The sequence below is a fragment of the Ancylobacter gelatini genome (assembly GCF_022601675.1).
GTDB classification, from domain to species: domain Bacteria; phylum Pseudomonadota; class Alphaproteobacteria; order Rhizobiales; family Xanthobacteraceae; genus Ancylobacter; species Ancylobacter gelatini.
Genome location: NZ_JAKVIL010000005.1, coordinates 180104 through 200560 on the forward strand (window position 1 = coordinate 180104; position 20457 = coordinate 200560).

The 20457-nt window shown below is 68.4% G+C and carries 26 protein-coding genes; 12 read left to right on the forward strand and 14 right to left on the reverse strand.

The features are described from left to right. Positions 1–10 precede the first annotated feature (10 nt). Genes MKI84_RS10975 through MKI84_RS10990 form a run of 4 tightly spaced genes read right to left on the reverse strand, consistent with a single transcriptional unit; the run spans position 11 to position 2889 of the window. Positions 11–745: a DUF2076 domain-containing protein gene (locus MKI84_RS10975; protein WP_241619479.1), complete on the reverse strand. Its 735-nt coding sequence runs from the start codon at positions 743–745 to the stop codon at positions 11–13. 28 nt (positions 746–773) lie between these two features. Beyond that, the gene (locus MKI84_RS10980; protein WP_241619480.1) at positions 774–1496 is read right to left on the reverse strand and encodes a Bax inhibitor-1/YccA family protein; all 723 of its coding nucleotides are present in this window, start codon (positions 1494–1496) and stop codon (positions 774–776) included. A gap of 30 nt (positions 1497–1526) precedes the next feature. Next, positions 1527–2315, reverse strand: coding sequence for an anti-sigma factor family protein (locus MKI84_RS10985; RefSeq protein WP_241619482.1), 789 nt, complete (start codon positions 2313–2315; stop codon positions 1527–1529). Continuing rightward, positions 2299–2889: a sigma-70 family RNA polymerase sigma factor gene (locus tag MKI84_RS10990; RefSeq protein ID WP_241619483.1), complete on the reverse strand. Its 591-nt coding sequence runs from the start codon at positions 2887–2889 to the stop codon at positions 2299–2301. Before MKI84_RS10990 ends, MKI84_RS10985 begins: the two co-directional genes overlap by 17 nt. A gap of 135 nt (positions 2890–3024) precedes the next feature. Between MKI84_RS10990 and MKI84_RS10995 the strand changes: the two genes are divergently transcribed. Continuing rightward, a complete protein-coding gene (locus tag MKI84_RS10995) occupies positions 3025–4188 on the forward strand; it encodes an ROK family protein (protein ID WP_241619484.1) in 1164 nt (387 codons plus the stop codon). Positions 4189–4235: 47 nt separating this feature from the next. Here MKI84_RS10995 and MKI84_RS11000 read toward each other — a convergent pair whose 3' ends face one another. From MKI84_RS11000 to MKI84_RS11010, 3 genes are all read right to left on the reverse strand, one after another. Then, on the reverse strand, positions 4236–4712 hold the full coding sequence (locus tag MKI84_RS11000) for a low affinity iron permease family protein (protein WP_241619485.1): 477 nt from the start codon (positions 4710–4712) through the stop codon (positions 4236–4238). 122 nt (positions 4713–4834) lie between these two features. Next, a complete protein-coding gene (locus MKI84_RS11005) occupies positions 4835–5023 on the reverse strand; it encodes a DUF3008 family protein (RefSeq protein ID WP_241619486.1) in 189 nt (62 codons plus the stop codon). Positions 5024–5087: 64 nt separating this feature from the next. Beyond that, positions 5088–5594: a YciE/YciF ferroxidase family protein gene (locus MKI84_RS11010; RefSeq protein WP_241619487.1), complete on the reverse strand. Its 507-nt coding sequence runs from the start codon at positions 5592–5594 to the stop codon at positions 5088–5090. A 277-nt stretch (positions 5595–5871) separates the two neighbouring features. Here MKI84_RS11010 and MKI84_RS11015 point away from each other — a divergent pair, with 277 nt between their 5' ends. Both MKI84_RS11015 and MKI84_RS11020 read left to right on the forward strand, forming a co-directional pair. Further along, positions 5872–7044, forward strand: a complete 1173-nt coding sequence (locus MKI84_RS11015; protein ID WP_241619488.1) for a M20 aminoacylase family protein — start codon at positions 5872–5874, stop codon at positions 7042–7044. 8 nt (positions 7045–7052) lie between these two features. Beyond that, entirely contained in the window at positions 7053–8333 is a 1281-nt protein-coding gene (locus tag MKI84_RS11020; protein WP_241619490.1) for an MFS transporter, read from the forward strand. On the opposite strand, the gene MKI84_RS11025 is transcribed toward MKI84_RS11020, so the two are convergent. Together MKI84_RS11025 and MKI84_RS11030 are read right to left on the reverse strand one after the other, a co-directional pair. Then, a complete protein-coding gene (locus MKI84_RS11025; RefSeq protein WP_241619491.1) occupies positions 8330–8968 on the reverse strand; it encodes a pyridoxamine 5'-phosphate oxidase family protein in 639 nt (212 codons plus the stop codon). The genes MKI84_RS11020 and MKI84_RS11025 overlap by 4 nt on opposite strands. 54 nt (positions 8969–9022) lie before the next feature. Beyond that, complete coding sequence (locus MKI84_RS11030; protein ID WP_241619492.1) at positions 9023–9568, reverse strand: carboxymuconolactone decarboxylase family protein; 546 nt, start codon at positions 9566–9568, stop codon at positions 9023–9025. 120 nt (positions 9569–9688) lie between these two features. Here MKI84_RS11030 and MKI84_RS11035 point away from each other — a divergent pair, with 120 nt between their 5' ends. Beyond that, positions 9689–10612, forward strand: coding sequence for a LysR substrate-binding domain-containing protein (locus MKI84_RS11035; protein WP_241619493.1), 924 nt, complete (start codon positions 9689–9691; stop codon positions 10610–10612). Here MKI84_RS11035 and MKI84_RS11040 read toward each other — a convergent pair. Together MKI84_RS11040 and tal are read right to left on the reverse strand one after the other, a co-directional pair. Continuing rightward, on the reverse strand, positions 10609–11376 hold the full coding sequence (locus MKI84_RS11040; protein ID WP_241619494.1) for a sulfite exporter TauE/SafE family protein: 768 nt from the start codon (positions 11374–11376) through the stop codon (positions 10609–10611). The two genes, MKI84_RS11035 and MKI84_RS11040, sit on opposite strands and share 4 nt — an antisense overlap. A 42-nt stretch (positions 11377–11418) precedes the next feature. After that, complete coding sequence (gene tal, locus MKI84_RS11045) at positions 11419–12390, reverse strand: transaldolase (protein ID WP_241619495.1); 972 nt, start codon at positions 12388–12390, stop codon at positions 11419–11421. A gap of 193 nt (positions 12391–12583) precedes the next feature. Between tal and MKI84_RS11050 the strand changes: the two genes are divergently transcribed. Genes MKI84_RS11050 through MKI84_RS11060 form a run of 3 tightly spaced genes read left to right on the forward strand, consistent with a single transcriptional unit; the run spans position 12584 to position 14600 of the window. After that, positions 12584–13423: a hypothetical protein gene (locus MKI84_RS11050; protein ID WP_241619496.1), complete on the forward strand. Its 840-nt coding sequence runs from the start codon at positions 12584–12586 to the stop codon at positions 13421–13423. Then, positions 13420–14073, forward strand: coding sequence for a chromate transporter (locus tag MKI84_RS11055; protein WP_241619498.1), 654 nt, complete (start codon positions 13420–13422; stop codon positions 14071–14073). Before MKI84_RS11050 ends, MKI84_RS11055 begins: the two co-directional genes overlap by 4 nt. Further along, positions 14070–14600 (forward strand): chromate transporter, encoded by a 531-nt coding sequence (locus MKI84_RS11060; RefSeq protein WP_241619499.1) that lies wholly within the window; start codon positions 14070–14072, stop codon positions 14598–14600. The genes MKI84_RS11055 and MKI84_RS11060 overlap by 4 nt, the downstream gene beginning before the upstream one ends. Positions 14601–14629: 29 nt before the next feature. Here the strand turns inward: MKI84_RS11060 and MKI84_RS11065 are convergent, their stop codons facing one another. Beyond that, a complete protein-coding gene (locus MKI84_RS11065; protein ID WP_241619500.1) occupies positions 14630–15331 on the reverse strand; it encodes an AIM24 family protein in 702 nt (233 codons plus the stop codon). A gap of 240 nt (positions 15332–15571) precedes the next feature. Between MKI84_RS11065 and MKI84_RS11070 the strand changes: the two genes are divergently transcribed. After that, positions 15572–15910, forward strand: a complete 339-nt coding sequence (locus tag MKI84_RS11070; protein ID WP_241619501.1) for a hypothetical protein — start codon at positions 15572–15574, stop codon at positions 15908–15910. An 88-nt stretch (positions 15911–15998) separates the two neighbouring features. On the opposite strand, the gene MKI84_RS11075 is transcribed toward MKI84_RS11070, so the two are convergent. Both MKI84_RS11075 and MKI84_RS11080 read right to left on the reverse strand, forming a co-directional pair. Beyond that, positions 15999–16367 carry a hypothetical protein gene (locus tag MKI84_RS11075; protein WP_241619502.1) on the reverse strand — a complete coding sequence of 123 codons (369 nt, stop codon included), beginning with the start codon at positions 16365–16367 and terminating at the stop codon, positions 15999–16001. Positions 16368–16520: 153 nt separating this feature from the next. After that, a complete protein-coding gene (locus tag MKI84_RS11080) occupies positions 16521–17117 on the reverse strand; it encodes a DUF6101 family protein (protein ID WP_241619503.1) in 597 nt (198 codons plus the stop codon). A gap of 237 nt (positions 17118–17354) precedes the next feature. On the opposite strand from MKI84_RS11080, the gene MKI84_RS11085 reads away from it, so the two are divergent. Genes MKI84_RS11085 through MKI84_RS11100 form a run of 4 tightly spaced genes read left to right on the forward strand, consistent with a single transcriptional unit; the run spans position 17355 to position 20457 of the window. Next, the gene (locus tag MKI84_RS11085) at positions 17355–18161 is read left to right on the forward strand and encodes a 3'(2'),5'-bisphosphate nucleotidase CysQ (RefSeq protein WP_241619504.1); all 807 of its coding nucleotides are present in this window, start codon (positions 17355–17357) and stop codon (positions 18159–18161) included. A gap of 30 nt (positions 18162–18191) precedes the next feature. After that, positions 18192–18434, forward strand: a complete 243-nt coding sequence (locus MKI84_RS11090) for a DUF4170 domain-containing protein (protein ID WP_241619506.1) — start codon at positions 18192–18194, stop codon at positions 18432–18434. Positions 18435–18449: 15 nt separating this feature from the next. After that, positions 18450–19169, forward strand: a complete 720-nt coding sequence (locus MKI84_RS11095; RefSeq protein ID WP_241619507.1) for a lysophospholipid acyltransferase family protein — start codon at positions 18450–18452, stop codon at positions 19167–19169. Then, complete coding sequence (locus MKI84_RS11100) at positions 19162–20457, forward strand: 3-deoxy-D-manno-octulosonic acid transferase (protein WP_241619508.1); 1296 nt, start codon at positions 19162–19164, stop codon at positions 20455–20457. Before MKI84_RS11095 ends, MKI84_RS11100 begins: the two co-directional genes overlap by 8 nt.

A 20457-nucleotide genomic window follows, 5' to 3' on the forward strand; every position in this document is an offset into this window, starting at 1 on the left:
CTGCGGCGCGTCAGAACTCTTCACCGCCCCCGAACCAGTCGCCGCCGCCATCGAACCAGCCGCCCTCATCCGAAGCCGCCGGCTCGTCAGCGGCAGGCTCGTCAGCGGGAGCGGTCTCAGTCGCCGCGGCATCAGCCGGGGTGGCGGCCTGCGCCTCACCCCCGCCGGAGAACATGCCGGCGATCGCATTGCCAAGCAGCACGCCGCCCGCAACGCCCATGGCGGTCTGCGCGGCACCGGCAAGGAAGCCGCCACCGCCGAAGCCGGGCCGGCCCGCAGCGGCGCCGGGAGCGCCCGACGCCTGCGCGTTGGGACCCCAGACCGCGCCGGACGGCGCGCCCGGGCCGGGCGAGCCGCCCTCACCCATCGGCGCGTCCATCCCCGGCGCTGCCATCCCCGGCGCTGCCATGCCGGCACGCGGCATGGAAGGCACGGAGCCGCGGCGCGGCGCGGGCTGGCTGGAACCGAACAGGCTGCCGAACAGCCCGCCACCTGACGCGGGCGCGGGAGCCGCCTGAGCGGAGGCGGCCTGCGCCTCCAGTTCCTGGATGCGGGACTGCGCCTGCTGCAGCGCGTAGTCCTGCATCACGATGGTCTGCGCCATGTAGTACGGCGCGCCGGGCTGCTGGCCGATCTGCTGGCCGATGAAGGCCTCGGCCCCGGCATCGCGCGGGGGCGACTGGCGCTCCACCTGGGCCAGCTTGTCGAACAGGCCGGCAATGGCCTGGCGATCATTGTCGTTCATCGTATCCGTCTCCCTGTGTCCGGCCGGATCACTCACGCTCGCCGGTGAAGTTCAGCAGGAGCTGGAAGATGTTGACGAAATTCAGATAGAGCGAGAACGCGCCGAACACGGCCAGCTTCTGCTGGGATTCCGCGTCGAAACTGTCGGCATACTGCTCCTTGATGTTCTGGGTATCCCAGGCGGTCAGCCCGACGAACACCAGGATGCCGACCACCGACACCACGAACTGCAGCAGCGACGAGCCGAGGAAGATGTTCACGAGGCTCGCGATCACCACGCCGATCAGGCCCATGATCAGGAACGAGCCGAACTGCGAGAGGTCGCGCTTGGTGGTGTAGCCGTAGAGGCTGGTCGCGCCGAACATGGTGGCGGCGATGAAGAAGGTGCGCGCGATCGAGGTCCCGGTGAACACCAGGAAGATCGACGCCATCGAGACGCCCATCACCGCGCAGAACGCCCAGAACATGGTCTGCGCGGCGCTGCCCGACATGGTCTGCATGCGGAAGGAGAAGAACAGCACGAAGGCCAGCGGGGCCAGCATCGCCACCCACTTCAGCGGGGTGGAGAAGATCGGCACATAGAGCGCCGGCGTGGTGCCGACGATGAAGGCCACAGCGCCGGTCAGCACGAGGCCGAGCGCCATGTAGTTGTAGACGCGCAGCATGTGCCGGCGCAGGCCCTCGTCGAAGACGGCCTGGTCGACGCTGCGGGCGCCGGTTTGCCACTGGAAGCCGGTATTCGGCGGGTTCATGTCATTCTCCCTGAAGAGACAAGAGGTTGATCAGTAAAGCGAGCGGGCGAGCCTGGACGCCGCCCGGTCGAGCTCGGGCGAGTTTGCCCCTGCGACCAGCGCATAGGCGACCTCACCGACCTGCCAGTAGGCCGCACTCAGTTCGTCGCGATAGGCCATGGTGGCCGGCACGACGTCGAAGGTTCCCGGCCGCACCGCGAACAGCGAGACCGTTCCGAAATCTTCGGTGCGGACCGACAGCTCGATGCTGGGGCCGAAGGCCGAGGGGAACACCTGCACATCCGCCACGCTCCAGTCGCGCGGCAGGGCCGGCATCTCGATCGCGGTGGCGGCGCGGATGTCGGCCGGGTCATAATCCTTCGCCCCCGGCTGGGACGGCATGGTCGCGCGCACCTGACTGGTGCGGTGGGCCATGACGGCATCGTTGACATAGGCCGGCGCCAGATCGGACGCGACGACCTTGCCGACGCCGAGCGGGCCGAACTGGGCATGGGCCAGCCAGCCGGCGCCGACGAGAAGCGCGACCGACGCGACGAGGCGCAGGCGGCGCAGCAGCCTGTCCTGGCTGAGCGCCCGCGACAGGCGCCGCGCCGACTCGACGGTCGAGACCCGCATGGCGGCGGCGCTGGCGCTGCGCGGCGCCTCGGCGAGGGCGAGGCGCATCTCGTCGCGGATGCGCAGATCCGCCATCACCCGCGAAGCCTCGGCCGGCCGCGTGCTCAGATAGGCTTCGACATCGATGCGCCGCGCCGCCGACAGCTCGTCGTCGATATAGGCCTGCAGGTCGTCGTCCGAGACCGGATCAGCGTGCGGGATCATCGGAACCTCCAACCACTCTCAAATGCCCCGCGCGGCCCGGCGGCGTGGCGGTCGCCGCGGCGCCGTCCTCCATGGCGCGCAGCGCGGCACGGGCCCGCGACAGGCGCGACATGAGCGTACCCTGCGGAATGCCGAGCGCGGCGGCCGCGGCGGCATAGCCGAGCCCCTCGATCGCCACGAGATGCAGCGCCGCGCGCTGTTCTTCCGGCAGGGCCAGAAACGCCTCGCGCACCTGGGCGAGGCGGACATGATGCTCCTGTGCCGGGGCCGCGCTGGCCTCGGCAAGGTCCACCGCCTCGGCGGTGCGACGCTGTTCCGCCCCGACGGCGCGGCGGCGATCGATGAAGGCGTTGTGCAGCACGGAGAGCAGCCAGACCCGCAGACCCTTGCCGGGCTCGGCGCCGCTTCCGGCGGCGCGTTCGGGCGAAAAGCTGCCGCGCCGTTCATAGGCCCGCACCAGCGCGTCCTGCACCAGGTCCTCGGCGTCGGCCTCGCTGCGCGTCAGCACGCGCGCATAGCGGCGCAGCGCCGGAAGCTGGGCGGGGACATCGAAGCTGGTCGTCTCGCGTGTCATGACCTGTATACGGAGCCCCCGGCGATCCTATTCCCGGCATCCTGACAAATATTGCGCGCGGCGCGCCGAGGGAACGCCCGGCGGGCTGGTTCGTTCTCTCCCGAACCCACCGAGCCGTCAGCGAGAACGCCCGATATGAGCACAGCCGAGAAGACGCGCCCCGCCGATACCCGTCGCGACGACGCGACTGCCCCCGCCACGGTCGCGGTGCACGGAGCCGAGCGGCTCACCGCCGTCACGGTGGATGCCTGCAACAGCCAGCTCCGCGATGAAGACGGCTTCATCGGCGACCGCGCCCGGCGCGCCGCCTTTTTCGAGGCGCTGGAACGTGGGCGCGGATTATGGCCCGGCGGCGCGCTCCCCATGCTCGGCGACACCACGCTGGAGGCGATCTCCAAGAAGCAGGTCGACGAAATGCTGCAGGACGGCTCGCCCGCCGAGCAGGCTCTGGTCGTGGCGGCGATCGAGGAATATGCTGGCGAGCTGGCGACCGTGATCCGGCGGCTGCTGCGCACCAAGGACTGGCGCGACACGCAGCGCATCGCCATTGGCGGCGGGCTGAGGGAGGGGCGTTTCGCCCAGATCGCGGTGGCCCGTGCGCAGATGATCGCCCGTGCCGCCGATGCCGACATTGAACTGACCCCGATCCGCAATCACCCCGACGAGGCCGGGCTCATCGGCGCCGCCCATCTCGCCCCGAGCTGGATGTTCGCGAGCTTCGACAACATTCTGGCGGTCGATATCGGCGGCACCAACATGCGCGCGGGCATCGTGAAGCTCAATCTGGAGAAGGCGCCGGACCTCTCCCGCGCCCGCGTCAAGGAAATGGAGCTGTGGCGCCACGCCGACGAGGAGATGAAGCGTGACGAGGCGATCGGCGGCCTCATCGCCATGTTGAAGGGGCTGATCAAGCACGCCGAGGAAGAGAACATCAGCCTTGCGCCCTTCATCGGCGTCGGCTGCCCCGGCAAGATCCTCGCCGATGGCGGCATCGAGACCGGGGCACAGAACCTGCCGGGCAACTGGGAAAGCTCGCGCTTCAACCTGCCCCATGCGCTGTGGGAGGCCATCCCCGAGATCGGCGGGCGCGAGACCGTGGTGATCCTGCACAATGACGCCGTGGTGCAGGGTCTGAGCGAGGCGCCGTTCATGCAGGATGTCGAGCACTGGGGCGTGCTGACCATCGGCACCGGGCTCGGCAATGCCCGCTTCACCAACCGCACCCCGCCCAAGGACAGCCGCAAGGACAAGGACAGCGGCAAGGACAAAGACAGCAGCAAGGACAAGAGCGGGAAATAAGCCCCGGCGCACGGGCGCATACCCGGGCAGAGCCGGGGTTCGCCCGGCTAGGCTTTGGTTTTCGTGCGCGGTGACTTGGTGCCCCCGCCCGTGGGGTCCGCGCCCGCCCGTTCGCCGGCGACGCGCGCCTTGCGGGCCATGTCCTCGAAGTCGCGCCTGAGCTTTTCAAGCTCGCCCTCATCCAGCTCTTCGAGATCGAGCAGGATTTCGCGCGGGCCATCAAGCTTGGAGATCAGTTCGTCCAGCTTGATCTGCAGCGCGGCGGTATCGCGGTTCTGACTATTCTGGATGATGAACACCATCAGAAAGGTGATGATGGTGGTCGAGGTGTTGATGATCAGCTGCCAGGTGTCGTTGAAGCCGACCACCGGCCCGGTGGCGCCCCAGACCACGATCACCAACGCCGCCGCGACAAAGGTCGCCGGCTTGCCGGCATAGCGGGCGACGGCCTGGGAAAAGCGCGTGAAGAGAGAGCGCGTCGGTCGCCCGTGGGCGTGACTCTGACGCGTATCGCGGACCGGCATGGCGGACACCTCTTTTGACCGGAAAGTCGGCGGGGAGCTAACCCACTTCGTGACGTCCCGTTCCAGCGGCGGACAGCGCTACGGTGCGTCGTCCGCCTCCGTGCGCACCGCGTTACGCCGCGCTAGTCGCGCGAAACATGGTCGGGCTTGCCCTTGCGCCTGGTGGCGGCAAGCTCGTGCAATTCCTTCTCGGTCATGGATTTCTCCATGTCTTTCGAGGCGCTGACCAGATCGCGCTTGGGAATGTCCCCGCGCTTGGCGGCGAGCGCGGCGCCGGCGGCTTTCTGCTGGGCCTTGGAATGGGCAGGCATGGCGGCCTCCTGTCGGATTCGGGGGAAGGCGCCCCGCCGTGAAGCGGGGCGGCCTCGCGCACCACTACTCGGCGGCGCGCAGGTTGACGCGCGATTCAGCCAGCTTCGTCAGCTTGGCATCCGCGTTCTTCTCCTCCGCGAGGGTCTTTTCCAGCACCTTGGCGCAGTCCGGGCGGCCAAGGGTCTGTGCCCAGGACACCAGCGTGCCGTAGCGCGTCATCTCGTAATGCTCCACCGCCTGCGCGGCGGCGATCAGCGCGGCATCCAGCACCTGATCGTCGGCCACGTCGCCGGCGATCTCGTCGGCTTCCTCCAGAATGCCGTCGATCGCCGGGCAGGTGACCGCCTTCGGCTTGACGCCGTGCATCTTGAACACTTCCTCCAGCCGGCGGACATGCTCCTCGGTCTCGGTGAGGTGCTTGTCGAAATCCGCCTTGAGCTGGGCGCTCGACGCCTTGTCGATCATCTTCGGAAGCGCCTTGAGAATCCGGCCTTCAGCATAATAGATATCCTGAAGCGTATGAACGAACAGATCGTCCATCGTCTTAATATCCTTTGAGAACAAGCCCATGGGATTAGCCTCCATCTCTGTGGTATTGGTGTGCGGACGGGGTATTCCGTTCTGGAACAACTGCCGTCTCGCGACACACCCGCAGACAAACGCCTGCCGTCGGTGAACGTTCCCCGCTATTTTGCTGACGGAGCGCGCCAGATTTCGCATGGCGTACCGGCATCTTCGCATCAGGGGTGCGCGATCCCGCGCGCAGCGGCCATGCATGCTTGGCGCTTGCACGCTCGCCGGCTCCGGTCGATATAGCGCTCTCGCCTCTCTACCGAGGAGCCCTCCCGTGCAGCACGGCATACTTCCCCAGATCGAGGCTCGCGCGGACGAGCACACCGCCTGGCGCCGCCACCTTCACACCCTGCCGGAGACCGCCTTCGAGGAGGTGCGCACCAGCGCCTTCGTCGCGGAAAAGCTGGAGAGCTTCGGCCTGCCGGTACATCGCGGCCTTGCCGGCACCGGGCTGGTGTCAACGCTGAAGGGCAGGCTCGGCGAGGGTCCCGCCATCGCGCTGCGCGCGGACATGGACGCGCTCGATATCCATGAAGAGACCAACCTCCCCTGGCGCTCGACCACGGCGGGGAAGATGCACGCCTGCGGCCATGACGGGCACATGACCATGCTGCTCGCCGCCGCCGAATATCTGGCCGCCCACCCCGATTTCGCCGGCACGGTGCATTTCGTGTTCCAGCCGGCCGAGGAGAATGAGGGCGGCGGCAAGGTGATGGTCGACCAGGGCCTGTTCGAGACCTTCCCGGTCATCGCGGCCTATGGGCTTCACAACTGGCCGAACGCGCCGTTCGGCAGCTTCCTCGGTCGCTCCGGCGCGATGTTCGCGTGGTTCGACATTTTCGAGGTGACGATCACCGGGCGCGGCGCGCACGCCGCCATGCCGCACAAGGCCATCGACCCGGTGGTGACGGCGGCCGAACTGGTCGGGGCGCTGCAGTCGGTGGTTTCGCGCAGCGTGCCTCCGCACGAGCCGGCGGTGCTCACGGTCACCCAGATTCACGGCGGCGAGACCTGGAACGTTATTCCCGACGAGGTGGTGCTGCGCGGCACCGCGCGTGGCTTCGACCCGCAGGTCCGCGACCTGATCGAGGCCCGCTTCCGCGACATCGTTGGGGGGGTGTGCGCGGCCCATGGCGCAGGGGCGCGCATCCGCTACGAGCGGCGCTATCCCGCCCTGGTCAACGCGCCCGTCGAGCTGGAACAGGCCTTCGCCGCGGCGGGCGCCACCGTCGGCGGCGAGCACCTGATCCGAGACGCCGCCCCGTTCATGGCGGCGGAGGATTTCGCCTATATGCTGGAACGCGTGCCGGGCTCCTATCTCTGCCTTGCCAGCGGACCCGGGCCCAATCTCCACAACGCGCAGTACGACTTCAACGACGCGCTGATCCCGGTCGGCGCCAGCTACTGGGTCAATCTGGTGCGCCAGGTGCTTGGCCCGGCGGCATAGGTTCCATCATGGCCCTCCCCCACGCCGCTGCACCGGAAGAGACGGGCGCACCCGCTGCAACCGATCCACCGGCGCGGCATGTGCCTCCCCGGCCCGGCGGGCTGTTCATCTCGGCGCTCGGCGCTGCGCAGATCTGCTCCTGGGGCTCGCTCTATTATGCCTTCCCGCTGGTCGCGCAGGCCATGAGCGAGGATCTCGGCTGGAGCAAGGCCGAGCTCTACGGCGCCGCCACGCTCGGCCTCGCTCTGGCGGGCCTTGCCGCCTACCCGATCGGCGCGGCGATCGATGCCGGCCGGGGGCGCCTTATCATGGCCGGCGGCTCGCTGATCGCCGGAACCCTGCTGGTCCTGTGGTCCTTTGCCGGCAACATGGCGCTGTTCTATCTCGCCGTTGCCGGCATCGGCGCGATGCAGGCCGCCACGCTCTACGACCCCGCCTTCGCGGTGGTGGCGCGCCGGGCGGGGCCGCTGCACGCGCGCTCCGGCATCACGGCCATCACCATGTGGGGCGGCTTCGCCTCGACCGTGTTCATCCCGCTGGTCCATCTGCTGATCGAGGCCGGCGGCTGGCGCGAGACTCTGCTGGTGCTCGGCCTGATCAACATCGTCATCTGCGCGGGACTGAACTTCGCGGTCATCGACCCCGCCGCCGACGCGCCACAGCCGGCGGCGGCGCATGATGATCCGAGCGCGCGGCAGGTCATGGCGCAGGTAGTGCGCATGCCGGTGTTCTGGGCTCTCGCCATCGCCTTCACCGCCTATTCGGCGATGTTCTCCGGCTTCACCTTCCATCTCTACCCGCTGCTGATCGAACGCGGCTTCGACGCCGCCACCGTGGTCGCGGCCATCGCCATCATCGGCCCGGCGCAGGTCGGCGGGCGGCTGGTGATCTGGCTTGCCGTGCCGCATGCGCCCGTGCGCGTGGTGGGCTCGATCATGGTCGCGGTATTCCCGCTGGCCTTCCTCGCGCTCGAATTCATGCCGCCCTCCTTCGCCGGCGTGGCCGGGTTCGCCCTGTGCTTCGGCGCCGCCAACGGCATCATGACCATCGTGCGCGGGCTGGTGGTGCCGGAACTGCTGACGCGCCGGTCCTATGGCGCGGTCAATGGCGCCCTCGCCGTCCCCGCCACCGCCGCGCGCGCCGTCGCCCCGGCCGGCATGGCCCTGCTGTGGTCGGCGGCCGGCTCCTATGACGCGGTGCTTGGCGCCGTGATCGTCGGCGCGCTGGTGCTGGCCGCCGGCTTCTGGTGCGCGGCGGCGCTTTCCAGGGCGCGGGCGGAACTGGACTAGCCGGCCCCGGAAGCGCCATCGATCGCACGCCCGGCCTTCAGCGCCGCGTTCTCGGCCTCAAGCTCGGCGAGGCGACGGCGCAGCGGGGCGACCGCCTCGGCAACCTCGCTCTCGGTGAAGCGCGGTGTGATGTGCTGCGGGCAGTTCCAGTCGAAGGCGGTGAGCCTGAGGCGGTAGAGGCGCTCGATCCGTCCCCGGTAGCCGGGCACGCGGAGCTGATCAGCCAGCGCGGGGTCGGCGTCCACCGCGAGCACCTGCGCATGGGCGTAGATCTTCAGCCGCGCCCGGCGCGGATAGTCCATCAGGAACAGGCAGACCCGATCATTGGCGGCGGCGTTGCCGGTGCTGATATATTGCCGGTTCCCGGCGAAATCGGCGAAGGCCAGCGTGCGCTCGTCGATCATCTTGAGAAAGCCGCGCGGCCCGCCGCGATGCTGGACATAGGGCCAACCGGTCTCGGACACGGTCGCCATGTAGAAGCTGTCCCGGCTCGCGATGAAGGCCGCCTCGCTCGGCGTGAAGCGATCCGAGGCGCGCTCGCTGGCGAAGTCCTCCCACATCTCGGCGGTGCCCATCTGCTCCTGAACGGCGCGGACGGCCGGCGTGATGGCGATATCGAGAAACCCATAGCCCATGATAAGCCTCCCACGGCAGATGGGGGCCGAGCCCGGCGCCCGGCCCTTTCGACGTCACGCGGCCTCGGAAGCCCGCACCACCGGAAAGTCGATGTCGGTCTTGGCGACCTCGTTCAGGTAATTGGTGAAGCTGTTCTCCGCGACCAGCGCGACGATTTCCACGATCTGGCCGTCGGTGAAGCCGGCCGCACGCACCGCCGCGAGATCGGCGTCGCCGACATGGCCGCGCTCGCGCGCCACCTTGGCCGCGAAGGCGACGGCCGCATCGGCGCGGGCATCGCCCGAAGCGCCGTTGCGGTTCAGTGCGATTTCCTCCGCGGTGAGCTTGGCGAGGTTGAGCGCGAGATAGCTGTGAGCGGACAGGCAGTAATCGCAGCCATTGACCTGCGCCACGGCAAGCGCGATGCGCTCGCGGGTCTTCACGTCGAGCACCTTCGACAGCGCTCCGTTGAAGCCGGTATAGGCGGTCAGCGCCGTCGGGCTGGTGGCAATGAGGCGGAACAGGTTCGGCACCGCGCCGAGCGCCTTGTGAACGGCGTCGAGCGTGGGCTTCGAGCCTTCCGGGGCGTCGTCGCGGGCGGGGATGGCGATACGGGACATCGGTCTTTCCTTCGCTGATGCGGGCCAGCACGGCCTGCCTGCGACGCAACATGCTCCGTTCCGGTTAGCTGGATAATCTGCTAGTTGTGGGAATTATCCTCTCGAAAACCGGAATGATGAATGGACCGCTTCGAGGCGATGTCCCTCTTGGTGGCGGTCTCCGACGCCGGAAGCTTCTCGGCGGCCAGCCGGGCGCTCAAGGTCCCGCTGGCGACGCTGAGCCGCAAGATCGCCGAGCTCGAAGCGCTGATCGGCGCGCGGCTCCTGACCCGCACCACCCGCCGGCTCTCGCTCACCGATGCCGGCACCGCCTATGTGGCCGCCGCCCGGCGCATCCTGGAGCAGGTCGAGGAGGCCGAGCGCGAGGTCGCCGGCGAGTTCACCACGCCGAAGGGCGAACTGGTCGTCACCGCGCCGCTGATGTTTGGCCGGTTGCATGTGCTGCCAGTGGTGGCCGAGTTTCTCGCGGCGTTCCCGCAGATCGACGTCCGGTTGCTGCTGGCCGACCACAACCTCCATCTCGCCGAGGACCACGTCGACATGGCGGTGCGCATCGGCGCACTGCCAAATAGCACGCTGGTCGCGACCGGCATCGGCACGATGCGCCTCGTCACCTGCGCCAGCCCGGCCCTGCTTGCCGGCCACGGCGTGCCGGACCGGCCCGACGCCCTGCCGGCCCTGCCGACCATTGCCTACGAGATGCCCTCCGCGGTGCCGGCATGGCGCTACCGCGTGCCCGGCAGCTCCGAACCGCTGGATGTTCCGGTGCGGTCGCGGCTGCTGGTGAGCACCACCGAAGCTGCCGTCGACGCGGCCACGCGCGGCATCGGCGTGGTTCGCCTGCTGCATTATCAGGTGGCGGAGGCGATCCAGCGCGGCGCGCTGACCCTGATCCTGGAGGATTTCGAACCGGAGCCGGCACCGGTGCATCTGGTCCACGCCGCGCGCGGGCAGATGCCGCTGAAGATGCGGCGCTTCCTCGACCTCGCCGCGCCACGGCTGCGCGGCACGCTGGCGAAGCTGTCACAAGGGCGGGCGAGTTAGGCGAACAGCGCGCCGAGATAAGGCCGCACGCCGTCATAGACCAGCTTCAGCGACAGCACGAACAGAGCGCCCATCACCAGCCGGAAGAACAGCTGCTCGGGGATGCGCCGGTTGAGCCAGACGCCGAGGAAGGTCGCCGCCACCGCGACCGGCGCCAGCCAGGCGGTGATGGCAAGATTGGTCGGGTTGAGCTGCCCGAGTGCCCAATAGGGCAGGATCTTCATCGCATTGATCGCCGCGAACAGCAGCGTCGAGGTGCCGGCGAACACCATTTTCGGCAGGCGCTGCGGTACCATATAGATCTGATAGGGCGGGCCGCCGGCATGCGTCATGAAGCTGGTGAAGCCGCACACCGTTCCCCAGAACATGCCGCGCGGAACATTGGCGGGCTTCGCTTCGAGATTGGCGCGGCCGAGCCAGCGGTGCAGGCAGAAGGCGAGGCCGATCAGCCCCACCGCCAGCATCACCTCCGCATCCGTCACCACCGAGGCACTCGCCCAGCCGAGCCCGATGCCCAGCGCCGCCGCCGGGGTCAGGATGGCGAGGTTGCGCACCGAGAATTCGCGACGGTAGGCCCAGACACCGAACATGTCGGAAATGACATACACCGGCAACAAAAGCCCGGCGGCGGCGATGGGCGGCATGGCGAGCGAGAGGATCGGGACCGCGAGCAGGCCGATCATCGGCACGCCGCCCTTGCTCATGCCCACGGCAAGGGCAGCCGGCACGGCGGCCAGCGCGAACGCCAGTTGCGGATCGATCATGTCACACTGTCACGCCCGTCGCGGCCCGTTCCCTTCGCGCGATCAGGCCGCCTGCGCACCCTCGATGCGCTTGCCGACCAGCGCGCGCAGGCTGTTGAGGTCCTTCACGAAGGAGCGGATGCCCTCGGAAAGCTTCTCGGTCGCCATGGCGTCCTCGTTCAGCGCGAAGCGGAACGCCTTCTCGTCGAGAGCGAGCCGGTCCGGGGCGCCCTCGACGTGGGAGGGGTCGAGCCGGCGCGCCAGCGTACCCTCGTCCTTGGCGAGTTCGTCGAGCAGCGCCGGGCCGATCGTCAGCCGGTCGCAGCCCGCCAGCGCCTCGATTTCCCCGGTGTTGCGGAACGAGGCGCCCATCACCACCGTCGGGATGCCGTGCTTCTTGTAATAGGCGTAGATCTCGCGGACCGACACCACGCCGGGGTCGGTCTCGGCGGTGAACGGCCCCTTGCCGGCCTTGACGTGCCAGTCGAGGATGCGCCCGACGAAGGGCGAGATCAGGAACGCGCCGGCATCCGCGCAGGCGCTGGCCTGGGCGAGGGAGAACAGAAGGGTGAGGTTGCAGTCGATCCCCTCCTTCTGAAGCACCTCGGCGGCCTTGATGCCTTCCCAGGTCGAGGCGATCTTGATCAGGATGCGATCACGCCCGACGCCCCGCGCCTCATAGGCCTTGATGAAGGCCCGCGCCTTGTCGAGGGTGGCGGCGGTGTCGAAGGACAGATCCGCATCGACCTCGGTGGAGACACGGCCGGGCACGATGCCGGACAGCTCCGCGCCGAAATTCAGCGCCAGCCGGTCGCAGGTCGCCGCCACCACCGCCTCATGCGCGCCGGACTGCTTCTGCCCCCAGGCGATCGCTTCATCAACCAGCCCGGCATAGGCCGGGGTCTCCGCGGCCTTCAGCAGCAGCGTGGGGTTGGTGGTGCAATCCTGCGGTTTGAGCCGGCGCACCGCCTCGATGTCGCCGGTGTCGGCGACGACCACGGTCATGGCGCGCAATTGCTCGAGCTTCGAGGGCATCGTCGTGTCTCACTCTCTCATGGTGGCACGGGTCGCCACCCTTTGAACCTTGGTTCCACTTGGACCACGGAACCCCGGCACGCTTCAAGATGGCCGGCATGCTCCGTCCGGGCGGCGACCGTCTTGTGACGATCGGGGACTAGGCGTAAACCCTTGTTGCACGGCACGAGGCGACCGTTACCAAGGCATACCGATGGACGATATTCACTACCGTGAATACAAAATTCTGCTCCGCCCGGAGCGGTTCTTCGATCCGCATCAATTCGAGGTCTACTGGCACAAGCTGTGCCTCATCGCCGCCGAATTCAAGGTGGGCGTCACCACCAACAAGGATGCGTTCAAGCGTCAGGTCCGCGAGGTGCTGTTCTACGACACACCGGACTACGACCTGTATCGCCAGTCCTTCATCCTGCGGAAGCGCACCTTCTACACCGATGGCTGGCCCGAGCCGCAGCATGAGCTGACCTTCAAGTTTCGCCATGCCGACCTCGAGACCGCGGCAAGCATCGACGTCACGCCGCATCTGCACGGCAGCGCCAACATCAAGTTCAAGGAAGAGCTGCTGCCGCTGAAGGACAGCGTCGGCGGCATGCGCTCGCTCTACTCGCACAATTGCGTGCTGCTCACCCCCGGCCTGGTGCTCGACGAGGGGCTGGAGCGTATCTCCACCGTGTTCCCGACACTGAACGAGCACTGCCCGGCGCAGAAGGGTTCGCCCGTTTCGCTGGTGAACAACCTGCCGGTGGAAGAAGTGCAGGTGAATGTCGGGCTGTTCGATTTCGGCCACGAATTCGAGGCCAAGGCGACGCTTTCGGTATGGCGCGACCGCCCGACCGAGACCACCATCATCGGCGAGTTCGCCTTCCAGGCGAAATTCGACCGCTACGACGCCGTGCACGCCAAGGCGCGCATCCGCTCGGAGGAATTCTTCAAAGCGGTGCAGACCGAGGCCAGCGAGTGGGTCCAGCTCGGCGCCACCAAGACGGCGCTGGTCTACAGCTTCGGCCAGAAGGCAGCGGTCGGCCACGAATGAACACCTCGCTCCCTCCCGTCGAGGCGGCCCCGACGGGGCCGGACGCGCCACCGCCGGGCGCGGCCCCGACCGCACCGGCCAAGGTGCCGATGGCCGAGTTGTTCATCACCTTCCTCATCATCGGCGCCACCAGTTTCGGCGGCGGCGTGGTGGCCTATCTGCGCAACGCGCTGGTGCTGCAAAAAGGCTGGCTCGACGAGGAACGCTTCCTCTCCGCGCTGGAAATCTCGCAGGCGCTGCCGGGGCTGAACGCCACCAATATGGCGATCATCGTCGGCGACCGGCTGCGCGGCGTGGTCGGCTCCGTCGTCGCCTTTCTCGGCATCACCCTGCCGGGCGCGACGCTGGTGATGGTGCTGGGCGTGCTCTACGCCTCCAATGCCAAGAACCCCTATGTGAACGCCGCGCTGATCGGCGTCGGCGCGGCGGCGGTCGGCATGCTCACCGCCGTCACCTTTCAGATCGGGCGCAAGCAGTTCGGCAAGTGGATCGACGTCGCGATCATTCTCGTGACCGTGACGCTGATCAATTACCTCCATGTCTCGCTGATCTGGGTGCTGCTCACGGTCGGGCCGGTCGCGGTCTTCATCTACCGGCCCTCGCAGCTTGAGCCGCCATCGGTACCGCCGAAACAGGAGACGGTGCCGTGAATCTTCAGGAGAACCTCACCGTCCTCGGCGTGTTCTCGCTGCTTTCCGTGCTCGCGGTGGGCGGAGGCGCGGCCGTGCTGCCGGAAACCAAGGCGCTGGTGGTCGACACCCATCACTGGCTGACCGACGACCAGTTCCGCGACATTTACGGCCTCGGGCAGGTGGTGCCCGGGCCGAACATGCTGATGGTGATGGTGATCGGCTATCACGTCTCGGGCTATTTCGGCGCGCTGCTGGCCTATCTCGGCTTCTTCGTGCCGGCCGGACTGATCTCCTGGGGCGCTTCGCGGATCTGGGATCATTTCGAGGGTTCGCCCTGGCGCCGCTCGCTCCAGGAGGGCTTGGCCCCGCTGGTGGTCGGGCTGATGGCGGCCGGCACGATCTCGATCGCCCGTACCGCGATCGACGGCGCGACCACGGTCGCGATCGCCATCGCGGTGTTTCTCGGCGTGCGCTTCGTCAAGAAGGTCAACCCCGCCATCTTCGTGCTCGGCGGCGGGGTGGTCGGCTTCCTGACACTCAGCTGAACCGGCCCGCCGGCGCGGGCCGGCAGCGTTCAGTGCTCGCGAGCCTGCGGCAGGTAATGGCTCAGCGTGTGGGCGAGGCCGGGCGCGGTCAGCGTCTGCAGCCACACCTTGCCGGGCCCGGAAAGCCTGGCGAGGAAAAGCCCATCGCCCCCGAACAGCGCGTTCTTCACTCCGCGCATGGTGGTGATCTCGAAGGAGACGCTCTCCTCGAACATGCCGACATGGCCGGGATGGGCGAGGATGACCTGCCCGGGCTGGAGGTCGTAGGTCACGAGTTCGCCGCCAAGCTCGATCCAGGCCTGCGCGGAGCCGGACAGCTTCTGCAGGATGAAGCCCTCCCCGCCGAACACCGCCCCGCCCAGCGTCTGCTGGAACGCGCTGGCGATCTCGATGCCCGGCGTGCCGCACACGAAGCCGTGGCGATGCACCAGATAGCCGGCACCGGGCCGCACCTCGATCTCCACGATGTTGCCCGGCATCTTGGCGGCGAAGGCGACGTTGCCCGGCCCGCGCGCGGCATGGAACTCGGTCATGAACAGGCCGGCGCCGGACACCGCGCGGCTCACCAGTCCGAACAGTCCGCCGCCACCGCCGCCGCCCATGGCCGATGTCGTCAGCTGCATGTCGCCGGACATCCAGGACAGTTGGTCCGGTGCGCCGATGACCGTCTCCCCGGCATCGAGCCCGACTTCCAGCACCGGCAGCGTGGTTCCGATGATCTTCGCGCGCATCTCGTGGCTCCTCCCGTGGTTCGTTCCGTCACTCATCTGCGCTGAGCTTAGGCGCGCCGCTCAAGGGTAGAAAGTGGCGAAAGGGGGCGAAAGGTTCCACACGCCCTCACCGGCGGTGAGAAAAACGAAGCCGACGAAATTCCTCCGTCTCCGGCCCGCGCTACCGTTCGTCGCGGCCGGGTGACGTGCTATGCTGAAACTGTCCGGCTTTCAGGCCGGTTCTCAGTTCGGGAGTGCTCCATGCCTGCCGTGCCCTCATTCCCTCGCCTGAAACTTTCCCCCTGCCTGCGCTCGCTCGGCCTCGCTGCCCTGCTCGCGCTCGGCACGCTGGCCGCGCCCGTCCTCACCGGCGGCACCGCACAGGCGGCCGTTGCGACCCCCGCGCTCGCAGCCGCACCGGCCATCGCTCCCGCGACGGAAAACGTGCGCTGGGTCTGCGGACCCTGGCGCTGCGTCTGGCGGCCGAATTATCGCTACTGGTATGTGCCGCCCTATGCCCGCGCCTGGGGACCGCCGGTCGGTCCCGGCTGCTTCTGGCGTCGCACCGGGTGGAATGGCTGGGTACACGTCTGCCCGTGAGGCGCGCGCCCGTTCAACTCCGGCGCGCGACGCGGTGCGATACAGGCTGAAGCGGGGCCATGGGCCTCGCTTCAGCTGTCTTGCGGGATCATTGCAGCCCGACGGCATCGCGCGCGGCGGCGACTTCCTGCTGGCAGGCCTCCGTGTCGCCCGCGGCATCAGCCTTGCGCGCGCGCTCCAGCGCGGCCAACGCCTTTTCCGGCGCCGTGCCGTCGCCCAGTTCGCCCTCGACCTTGGCCATGCCGTCCGGCGAAGGATCCTCGCTCAGCAGCGCGGTGTCGCCCTCCGGCGCAGACGGGCCGCTGGCGGCGCGGTCGGCAATGATGCGGTCGACGGCCGCCTGGGTGTCGACCACCGTCTGCGCGCAGGTCGAATCGGCGCGGGCCGTTTCCCCGGGGCCGAGCAGCCCCACCACCAGGGCGGCGAGGGCGGCGAAAAGGGGCAGGCTCCGTTTCATGGCACTTTTCCTTGAGAGGCACCGGCCCGTCCGGTGCCCGACCCTGGCGATTCGGGAGGGGAGCAGGTCTCGCCCCGCGCCATCCTAGCAAAGACCGGCAGGCGATTTCGAGAGCCCTCGCGTGACGCCGTGTCACGAGGCACCAGGCCCGCATCAGTCGCGCGCGATCAGCTCACGCTCACCGCGATGCACGGAGGGGTTCAAAGCCGGGCGGCCCAGCGACCGGCGCTGGAACACGCTGGGACGGCGGTGCTTCAGGCCACCGCGACGGCGGCGACGCAGCTTGGTTGCGGCGACAACCAGACGGCCGAGCATCGGATAGGCCGGATGGCGACTGCCATCCTCCTCGGTCACCAGCATGGGCAGGCCGAGCGCCTCGCTCCAGCCGCGCCACTGCGCCACCACGTCGTCGATACCCGGCGCGCTGTAGAGCGTCACCGAAAGCCCGGGATCGGCATGGACCAGAACCACGGCCACGCCGTCATCCTCGCCTTCCGGGTCGAGCAGCGCCACCGCCACGCCCTCATAGCGCGACAGCTCCATCTCGATCCGCATCGGCACGCCGGAGAGCCGGCGCCGCAGCACGATGCGCGTGGGGTGAAGCTCGATCAGCCGCGCACCGGCATCGGCATTGGGATCAAGCGACTGAAAGACGATCGGCCACCCTTCCGGCGCGGACGGACGGTCCAGCGCGACATAGGGGTAGGACGGAACGGGAGGGCACGCCTCCACTGCGAACTGACGCCTCATGGTACTCCCCGCCGGTTTCGGAAGGCTCTGTCGGCCCCGGTCGTGAGGGGAAGCTATGGGACGCCCTCTCCCTGTCGGCTTAAGGGAAATGGTTGATCGTTTCTTTGCGGGCTTCTTCCGGGTCTATGCTTGACGAAACCTTGAAAAGCTGCGGCTTTTTCGACCGGACCGGCTAAGAAACGGCGCACACCATTGGTGGGGCTTGCCAGCCCGCCCGTGCACGCATAAGGCGTTGCCATGACCTCGCCACTCCACGATCCCGCGTCCGACCCGCTGGCCGATCCGGCCATCGCGGCGCGCCATCTCGCGGATGCGGTGGTGGCGGCCGGTGCGGTCGCTGCCGCCATGTTCCGCGCCGGGGTGAAATCCTGGTCCAAGCACAATGACTCCCCGGTGACCGAAGCCGACCTCGCGGTCGACGCCATGCTGCGCGAGCGGCTCGGCGCGCTGGCGCCGGCCTATGGCTGGCTCTCCGAGGAGACGGTGGACGAGCCCTCGCGGCTGGAGCGCGACCGGGTATGGATCGTCGACCCGATCGACGGCACCCGCGCCTACATGGCCGGCGGCGCGGACTGGTGCGTGGAAGCCGCGCTGGTGGAAAACGGCCGCCCGATCGCCGGCGCGCTCTTCGCCCCGGTCACGGACGAATTGTTCGTCGCCGTGCTCGGCGGTGGCGCTACCCGCAACGGCCAGCCGATCCGGGTCTCGGAGGCCGCGCGCGTGGAAGGCGCCCTTGTCGACGGCCCCGGGCCGTGGCTCAGCCATATCGACCGGGCGGGCGCGGTGCGTCGCCATCCGCGCATCCGCTCGCTGGCGCTGCGCATCGCCCGTGTCGCGACGGGCGAGCTGGATGCGGCATTCGCGTCACCCAATGGCAATGACTGGGACCTTGCCGCCGCCGACCTTTTGGTGCACGAAGCATATGGCCGCCTGACCACACTCGACGGCCTCCCGCTCGCTTACAACGCGCCCGTGCCGCGACATGGCGCCCTGGTTTCCGCCGGCGCCCTGTTGTACCCGTCCATGCTGGATGCGGCGCGCTGAGGCTGGCCCGATCGTAGGAACGCAACCGGCATGACCGAGACCAAATCCCAGCTTCTCCACCTCGTCTTCGGCGGCGAACTCGAAGACATTGACGGCGTGACCTTCAAGGATCTCGACCAGCTCGACATCGTCGGCATCTACCCGAACTATGCCGCCGCCCATGCCGCCTGGAAGTCCAAGGCGCAACAGACCGTCGACAACGCGCATATGCGCTACTTCGTCGTGCATCTTCACCGGCTCCTGGACCCGGAATCCGGCTCCAACGCGCGCTGAGAGTGACATCGACACATGTGGCGCCGCATGCGCACATCGCGGAAGCTCCGCACCGCGCTCGGTCGGAGCATGGCCGCCTATCTGCGTTTCGTCTGGCGCTCCTCGCGCGTGGTGATGGAGCCGGCCGACCTTTATGATCTGGCGGAAGTGCAGCTTCCGATGATCCTCACCTTCTGGCACGGCCAGCATTTCCTGACGCCGTTCCTGGTCAAGCCGCACCATAAGGCGAAGGTCATGATCTCGCGCAGCAAGGATGCGGAAGTGAACGCCATCGCCGCCGAGGCGCTGGGAATCGGGACCATCCGCGGCTCCGGCGCGCAGGGCCGCAACTTCCACCAGAAGGGCGGCCTCAACGCCACGATGGAGATGATCCGCAGCCTGGAAGAGGGCTGCAATGTCGCGATGACCGCGGATGTGCCCAAGATCAGCCGGGTGGCGGGGCTGGGCGTCATCACCATCGCCAAGCATTCCGGCCGGCCGATCTACCCGGTGGCGATCGCCACCCGGAACCGCATCCTGGCACGCAGTTGGGACAGGGCGGCGATCCACCTGCCCTTCGGCAAGGCGGCAGTGGTCGCGGGCGACGGCGTGCGCGTGGCGGCGGACGCCGGACCCGAGGAACTGGAGGCCGCGCGCCGCGAATTGCAGCGCCAGCTCGAAGTGGCAACCACCCGCGCCGAGGAGCTGGTCGGCCGGTGTACCCCCGCAAAGGAGTGCGTCGCGCATCATGGCTAGCGCGCGTTTCACCCTGCCGATCCGCGCCTACCGGCTTGCGACCTGGCTCGCGACGCCGTTCGTGCGCCTGCTGCTGATGAAGCGGCTGAAGCGCGGCAAGGAGGATGGGCAGCGGCTGCGCGAGCGCCACGGATTGAGCCGCGTGCCCCGGCCCAAGGGGCCGCTGGTGTGGCTGCACGGGGCCAGCGTCGGCGAGATGATCGCGGTGCTGCCGTTGATGGACCGGCTGCGGGCCCGCGGCTTCAAGGTGCTGCTGACCTCGGGCACGGTCACCTCGGCGCGGCTCGCGAGCTCGCGGCTGCCGCCCGACATCGTGCACCAGTTCGTGCCGCTGGATTCACCCCTTTTCGTGCGCCGCTTCCTCAAGCACTGGCGGCCGGATCTGGTGCTGCTGGTAGAATCCGAACTCTGGCCCAACCTCTTGATCGAGGTGAATGCCCGCCGCACACCGCTGGTGATGGTGAACGCGCGCATGTCGCCGAAATCCTTCGTCAACTGGCGCCGCATGTCCAAGAGTGTGGCGGCGTTGCTGGCGCGGGTCGATCTGTGCCTTGCCCAGGGCCCGGATGATGGCGATCGCCTCAGCCGGCTCGGCGCGCCGCGCGTCACCGTCACCGGCAATCTGAAATTCGATGCCCCGCCCCCGCCGGTCGACATCGTCGCCTTCGACGCGCTGCGCACCGCGACCTCGGGCCGTCAGGTGCTGGTCGCCGCCTCGACCCATCCGGGCGAGGAGGAGATGGTGATCGAGGCCCATCAGCGCCTGCGCAAGGAATTGCCGAACCTCCTGACCATCATCGCCCCGCGCCATCCCGAGCGCGGCCGCGCGGTGCTCCAGCTCGCCAACGAGGCCGGCTGCCCGGCGGTGCTGCGCTCGGACGGCTATCTGCCCGATCGTGGCACGCAGATTTACGTCGCCGACACCATCGGCGAGCTCGGCCTGTTCTACCGGCTGGCGCCGGTCGCGCTGCTCGGTGGTTCGCTGGTGCGCCATGGCGGGCAGAATCCGATCGAGCCGATCAAGCTGGATTCGGCGATCCTGCACGGACCCTATGTCACCAATTTCGCGGAGATTTATGGCCGGCTCGACGCCGAACGCGGCGGGGCGCAGGTGACCGATGCTCGCTCCCTGGCCGCCGCCGCCTATATGCTGTTCGCCGACGCGCCCGCGCGCCAGCGCATGAGCGCGGCCGGGCAGGCCACCATCGCCAGCTATGGCGGCGCGCTCGAACGTACCCTCGCCGCGATCGACCCCTATCTGGTGCAGATCCGGCTGGAAAGGCACTGA

Bases quoted from the DNA above. Each gene is read 5' to 3' on its own strand.
- MKI84_RS10975 (WP_241619479.1), bottom strand. From the start codon at position 745: ATGAACGACAATGATCGCCAGGCCATTGCCGGCCTGTTCGACAAGCTG.
- MKI84_RS10980 (WP_241619480.1), bottom strand. From the start codon at position 1,496: ATGAACCCGCCGAATACCGGCTTCCAGTGGCAAACCGGCGCCCGCAGC.
- MKI84_RS10985 (WP_241619482.1), bottom strand. From the start codon at position 2,315: ATGATCCCGCACGCTGATCCGGTCTCGGACGACGACCTGCAGGCCTAT.
- MKI84_RS10990 (WP_241619483.1), bottom strand. From the start codon at position 2,889: ATGACACGCGAGACGACCAGCTTCGATGTCCCCGCCCAGCTTCCGGCG.
- MKI84_RS10995 (WP_241619484.1), top strand. From the start codon at position 3,025: ATGAGCACAGCCGAGAAGACGCGCCCCGCCGATACCCGTCGCGACGAC.
- MKI84_RS11000 (WP_241619485.1), bottom strand. From the start codon at position 4,712: ATGCCGGTCCGCGATACGCGTCAGAGTCACGCCCACGGGCGACCGACG.
- MKI84_RS11005 (WP_241619486.1), bottom strand. From the start codon at position 5,023: ATGCCTGCCCATTCCAAGGCCCAGCAGAAAGCCGCCGGCGCCGCGCTC.
- MKI84_RS11010 (WP_241619487.1), bottom strand. From the start codon at position 5,594: ATGGGCTTGTTCTCAAAGGATATTAAGACGATGGACGATCTGTTCGTT.
- MKI84_RS11020 (WP_241619490.1), top strand. From the start codon at position 7,053: ATGGCCCTCCCCCACGCCGCTGCACCGGAAGAGACGGGCGCACCCGCT.
- MKI84_RS11025 (WP_241619491.1), bottom strand. From the start codon at position 8,968: ATGGGCTATGGGTTTCTCGATATCGCCATCACGCCGGCCGTCCGCGCC.
- MKI84_RS11030 (WP_241619492.1), bottom strand. From the start codon at position 9,568: ATGTCCCGTATCGCCATCCCCGCCCGCGACGACGCCCCGGAAGGCTCG.
- MKI84_RS11035 (WP_241619493.1), top strand. From the start codon at position 9,689: ATGGACCGCTTCGAGGCGATGTCCCTCTTGGTGGCGGTCTCCGACGCC.
- MKI84_RS11040 (WP_241619494.1), bottom strand. From the start codon at position 11,376: ATGATCGATCCGCAACTGGCGTTCGCGCTGGCCGCCGTGCCGGCTGCC.
- tal (WP_241619495.1), bottom strand. From the start codon at position 12,390: ATGCCCTCGAAGCTCGAGCAATTGCGCGCCATGACCGTGGTCGTCGCC.
- MKI84_RS11050 (WP_241619496.1), top strand. From the start codon at position 12,584: ATGGACGATATTCACTACCGTGAATACAAAATTCTGCTCCGCCCGGAG.
- MKI84_RS11055 (WP_241619498.1), top strand. From the start codon at position 13,420: ATGAACACCTCGCTCCCTCCCGTCGAGGCGGCCCCGACGGGGCCGGAC.
- MKI84_RS11065 (WP_241619500.1), bottom strand. From the start codon at position 15,331: ATGCGCGCGAAGATCATCGGAACCACGCTGCCGGTGCTGGAAGTCGGG.
- MKI84_RS11070 (WP_241619501.1), top strand. From the start codon at position 15,572: ATGCCTGCCGTGCCCTCATTCCCTCGCCTGAAACTTTCCCCCTGCCTG.
- MKI84_RS11075 (WP_241619502.1), bottom strand. From the start codon at position 16,367: ATGAAACGGAGCCTGCCCCTTTTCGCCGCCCTCGCCGCCCTGGTGGTG.
- MKI84_RS11080 (WP_241619503.1), bottom strand. From the start codon at position 17,117: ATGAGGCGTCAGTTCGCAGTGGAGGCGTGCCCTCCCGTTCCGTCCTAC.
- MKI84_RS11085 (WP_241619504.1), top strand. From the start codon at position 17,355: ATGACCTCGCCACTCCACGATCCCGCGTCCGACCCGCTGGCCGATCCG.
- MKI84_RS11090 (WP_241619506.1), top strand. From the start codon at position 18,192: ATGACCGAGACCAAATCCCAGCTTCTCCACCTCGTCTTCGGCGGCGAA.
- MKI84_RS11095 (WP_241619507.1), top strand. From the start codon at position 18,450: ATGTGGCGCCGCATGCGCACATCGCGGAAGCTCCGCACCGCGCTCGGT.
- MKI84_RS11100 (WP_241619508.1), top strand. From the start codon at position 19,162: ATGGCTAGCGCGCGTTTCACCCTGCCGATCCGCGCCTACCGGCTTGCG.